Annotated in this window: 5 protein-coding genes; 2 read left to right on the plus strand and 3 right to left on the minus strand. The window is 36.1% G+C overall.

The features are described from left to right. Nucleotides 1-142 precede the first annotated feature (142 nt). The 3 genes from DSM00_RS15410 to DSM00_RS15420 form a co-directional block, all read right to left on the minus strand. The gene (locus DSM00_RS15410; protein WP_128758870.1) at nt 143-454 is read right to left on the minus strand and encodes a plasmid mobilization protein; all 312 of its coding nucleotides are present in this window, start codon (nt 452-454) and stop codon (nt 143-145) included. Nucleotides 455-669: 215 nt separating this feature from the next. Continuing rightward, a complete protein-coding gene (locus DSM00_RS15415; protein WP_128758871.1) occupies nt 670-951 on the minus strand; it encodes a type II toxin-antitoxin system YafQ family toxin in 282 nt (93 codons plus the stop codon). A 3-nt stretch (nt 952-954) separates the two neighbouring features. Continuing rightward, entirely contained in the window at nt 955-1182 is a 228-nt protein-coding gene (locus DSM00_RS15420; RefSeq protein ID WP_128758872.1) for a hypothetical protein, read from the minus strand. A 547-nt stretch (nt 1183-1729) separates the two neighbouring features. On the opposite strand from DSM00_RS15420, the gene DSM00_RS15425 reads away from it, so the two are divergent. Further along, nucleotides 1730-2686, plus strand: a complete 957-nt coding sequence (locus DSM00_RS15425) for a replication initiation protein (RefSeq protein WP_128758873.1) — start codon at nt 1730-1732, stop codon at nt 2684-2686. 136 nt (nt 2687-2822) lie between these two features. After that, on the plus strand, nt 2823-3779 hold the full coding sequence (locus DSM00_RS15430) for a DUF1259 domain-containing protein (RefSeq protein ID WP_121667379.1): 957 nt from the start codon (nt 2823-2825) through the stop codon (nt 3777-3779). Nucleotides 3780-3814: the final 35 nt, after the last annotated feature.

Consider the following 3814-nt stretch of genomic DNA (forward strand, 5'->3'; position numbering starts at 1 on the left):
TGGTTTTAAGGATTGGATTTCTCGGAATTCCGCTAAAATTTCTGTTGGAGTTTCTCCGCTGATCATATTGCGGTCGAGCTCGACCGCCTGCCCTTTATCATCCATAATATAGCGTATTCCCTCGGTACTTCCCTTTGTGGCATTAGCTTGACTGACCATTTCGTATTCTTTTTAAATCAATATTCATTTCTTCAATTACTTTTTTAATCTCCTGGTCAAGCCCAGGGCTTTTATTTTTGATGTAGTTGGAAATCCTTTTGAAATTGGTGGTGTATTCTTTCAGCATCATCCAAGCTTCGAGTTCTTCGGAAGATAATGGTTTAGGCAAATGCTTTCGCATTCCGCAGCGAATGAGATAGTCGGAAACGGACAAATTTAATTCCCGGGCATTGGCTTTGATCACGTCCTTTTCAAAGGGCGAAATCCGTAGTTCTATGCGTGCTTTTTTTTCCATAAACATCCTTTTTTTTCTTTTCAACCGCAGGGCGAAAACAAGAGTTTTTTGAAGTGCATTTTGAGGGTGGTAACCCGTAAAATGTACGTACAAAAACACCTCTTGACCTACTCACACCTGATAAAAATTGCTGCTAATAACAAAAATAGAAGAATTTAATCGAATATGTAGCCTGATATTATGATTTATCTAGCTAAGAATTCAGTATTTTTATTTTACTTGAACAAATCGGAGTGCGAACCGATTCTTACTAACTTAATTACATCCGGAGATTCTATTTGAATCCATATAATCAAAAGGTCGGGTTTAATGTGGCACTCCCAGTTATCTTTATAGTTTCCCTTCAACTTGTGGGGGAGCATAGATTGAGGAATTTCAGAAACCCCTCCTTTTTCAAGCTTTTTCAAAACGTCAACAGCTGCCTGGTAATATATTTGTGATTTCTTTATTTTCTTAAGGTCTTTTTTAAACTTGGTGGTAAGTTCTAAATGATACATTGATTACAGTTTTTCAAGCCATTTATCCAGGTTTTCTATTCGTTCCAGTTTTCCCTGGCGGGCTTCTTCAATAGCACTTTTAGTGGTATCATTGGGGATATCTCCAACATCCCGGTATAGCAATTTTTCAATATAATTATTTAGACTTCTCTTATCGGCTTTAGCTCTCTCTTTCAAGGCTTCCAGAAGATCACCGTTTAGTCGAACTGCGGTTTGGACTTTTGAACTCATAATACTGTTTTTAAGGATAAATGCATAACATAGTGTTATACAAATGTAATCATATTAAATAAATCTCACCGGGGTTGAACAATATAAAATTAACTGATACTATAAAACGCATTTTAAGCCTGTTTAAGGGCGGTTGTTTCTTATATCAAGTATATACTTGTTTTTTATGCAAAACCTTCTCAAAAGCTAAAAAAAGTGCAAATTTCGGCGCCTGGTTTACACTGCGTTCAGCTATTCCGTTCCGTTTTTCGTTTTCTTTTCACTCCGCATTATTTTTCAGGGAGATCTTCCAGAGTCGATTTTTCCTTTTTACTTTAAACCTCTCTAAAACGTTTCTTTTAATTATTTTAAATACTTTAATACTTTAAGGGCTTGGGGGGTACTGATAATCAATTAGTTGCAAGCTGAAAAAACAGGTTTTATAAGCGAAAAAACAGGTTTTATAAGCGAAAAAACAGGTTTTATAAGCTGATTCTTGTATTTAAATAAACAGTCTGTTTTTTTTATCTGTTTTTTTATATATTTGTTTTTCAGCAAAATAGCACTTATGAAAGATTTATCTGTTTACAGTGATGCCCAGGTACACGGTTTTAAAGAAAAAAGAGTAATGCAGCACAACGCCATTACCTCTGGAAGGTATGATTTCTCGGCTTGCCAACTGGATATCCTTTTTATGCTCCTGGCTTCCCTTTCACAAAATGAATTGAACTACAGGGTTACCGCCAAGGATATTGAACTAATTACCGGGCGGACCTGGAACTACGGACAACTTCGAAAGGCTACTGAAGAAATTGGAAGCCGTATGTTTGAGATTGATATCAAACAGGATAACGGAAAAATGATATACGAACAATTGTGGCTCTTTCAAAAAGTAAGATACATCGAAGGACAGGGTGCATTTGAAGTAATGATCTCCGAACCGGCCAAGCCGTATTTTTTCGAACTAAAGAATTCCTTTACTTCTATTCAATTAAAATCGGTTATGGGCTGTTCTTCCAAATATGCCAAGCGTTTATATACCCTCGCTTGTCAATGGCGATCGGTGGGTCGGCAAATTTATGAGATTTACGAACTTAAAAGAATGCTCGGGCTGATTGATAAAAAAGGGAATGAGCAGTATAGACAAATTGGACAATTTAAAAAAGATGTTTTGGACTTGGCAAAACAACAAATCAACGCCAATACCGATATTAAATTCGATTACAAACTTCACAAAAAAGGACGTTCCTATAAAGTCATTGAAATCTTCGTGGATTTAAGTGCAAACCTACAAATGGAGATCGATTTCAAAAAGCCCATTGCCGAGCAAAAGGATATCAAATATATTATGTCCTACGGATTGACCGAAAAACAGGCCACTCAAATAGCGGAAAAAGAAAAGATCAAGGATTTTAAGGTCTTAATAGAACAACTCAATCAGAAAGTGCGCCAGGGTGAATTAAAAGTCGATAATTCCCGGGGCTACATCGTTGGGGTATACAAGAAAAAAGGGATTATAGAATAATATTTGATCTTGATGAAAGTGATCAAAACCTCCGTTTACCCCGAAATATTTAAGAGATAAACCTTAGTTTTATCTTCATATAACAAGTTGGGCGTCATATTGAAAAGAACTGAAATTTTAACAAAAAAACTGAATTATGAAAAAAGTATGCATTTATTTAATAGTAGTAACCTCTTTAATTGCTTTTGGTTGCGAACAATCTACAAAGAAAAACGATTCAAAAGAATCGACTGGAAAGCTTTTGGAAAATAACGATGAATTAAAGGAGCTTGATATTGAATCTTTAAAATCGGTGTTTGGGATGGAAGGAAAAGAAAAAGACGGACAATTCAAAGTTACAGTTCCTCAAAATGACTTGAATGTAATGGTCGATGGTTTCAAAATCATTCCTCCTATGGGATTAGGAAGCTGGGCTGCATTCGCCCCAACTTCGGGAAAACCTATGGTTATGGGAGATATTGTTGTTACGGAAAAAGACTTAAAACCAGTACAGCAAGAAATAATAAAACAAGGGTTAACAATAACAGCAATTCACAATCACTTTGTCCGAAATGAGCCTGATGTGATGTATATGCATATTGGGGGAATGGGCGATGAAAAAAAATTAGCTAAAAGTGTCAAAGCTGTTTTTGATAAAGTAACTGAAATAAGAGGTGCTAATCCATCAAGTGCAACTATTTCAACAGTGCAAAATACTCTTGACACAAAGTTGATTGATAGCATTTTGGGATATAGCGGAACTATGAATAAAGGAGTATATAAAATCACTATCGGTCGGCCAGATGTGAATTTAAAAGAACACGGTGCACCAGTTAGTACATTTTTAGGTTTTAATACTTGGGCAAGTTGGCAAGGAACAAATGAAAAGGCAGCGGTAGCAGGGGATTTTACGATGCTTGCTGATGAAGTAGCCCCAGTAATAAAGGCTTTGATTGAAAATGATATTGAAGTAGTTGCTCTTCATAATCATATGGTTCACGAAAACCCAAGAATTTTCTTTCTACATTATTGGGGTGTTGGACCCGTAGAAAAATTGGCTAAAGGATTAAGAGAAGCCTTAGACAAGACAGGGGTAAAAAATGAAAAAATGTAGGATAAAAAATACGAACGCCCAACAGCGGCTATGCG

The sequence above is a fragment of the Leeuwenhoekiella aequorea genome (assembly GCF_004104375.1).
Classification (GTDB): domain Bacteria; phylum Bacteroidota; class Bacteroidia; order Flavobacteriales; family Flavobacteriaceae; genus Leeuwenhoekiella; species Leeuwenhoekiella aequorea.

Bases quoted from the DNA above. Each gene is read 5' to 3' on its own strand.
- DSM00_RS15410 (WP_128758870.1), bottom strand. From the start codon at position 454: ATGGAAAAAAAAGCACGCATAGAACTACGGATTTCGCCCTTTGAAAAG.
- DSM00_RS15415 (WP_128758871.1), bottom strand. From the start codon at position 951: ATGTATCATTTAGAACTTACCACCAAGTTTAAAAAAGACCTTAAGAAA.
- DSM00_RS15420 (WP_128758872.1), bottom strand. From the start codon at position 1,182: ATGAGTTCAAAAGTCCAAACCGCAGTTCGACTAAACGGTGATCTTCTG.
- DSM00_RS15425 (WP_128758873.1), top strand. From the start codon at position 1,730: ATGAAAGATTTATCTGTTTACAGTGATGCCCAGGTACACGGTTTTAAA.
- DSM00_RS15430 (WP_121667379.1), top strand. From the start codon at position 2,823: ATGAAAAAAGTATGCATTTATTTAATAGTAGTAACCTCTTTAATTGCT.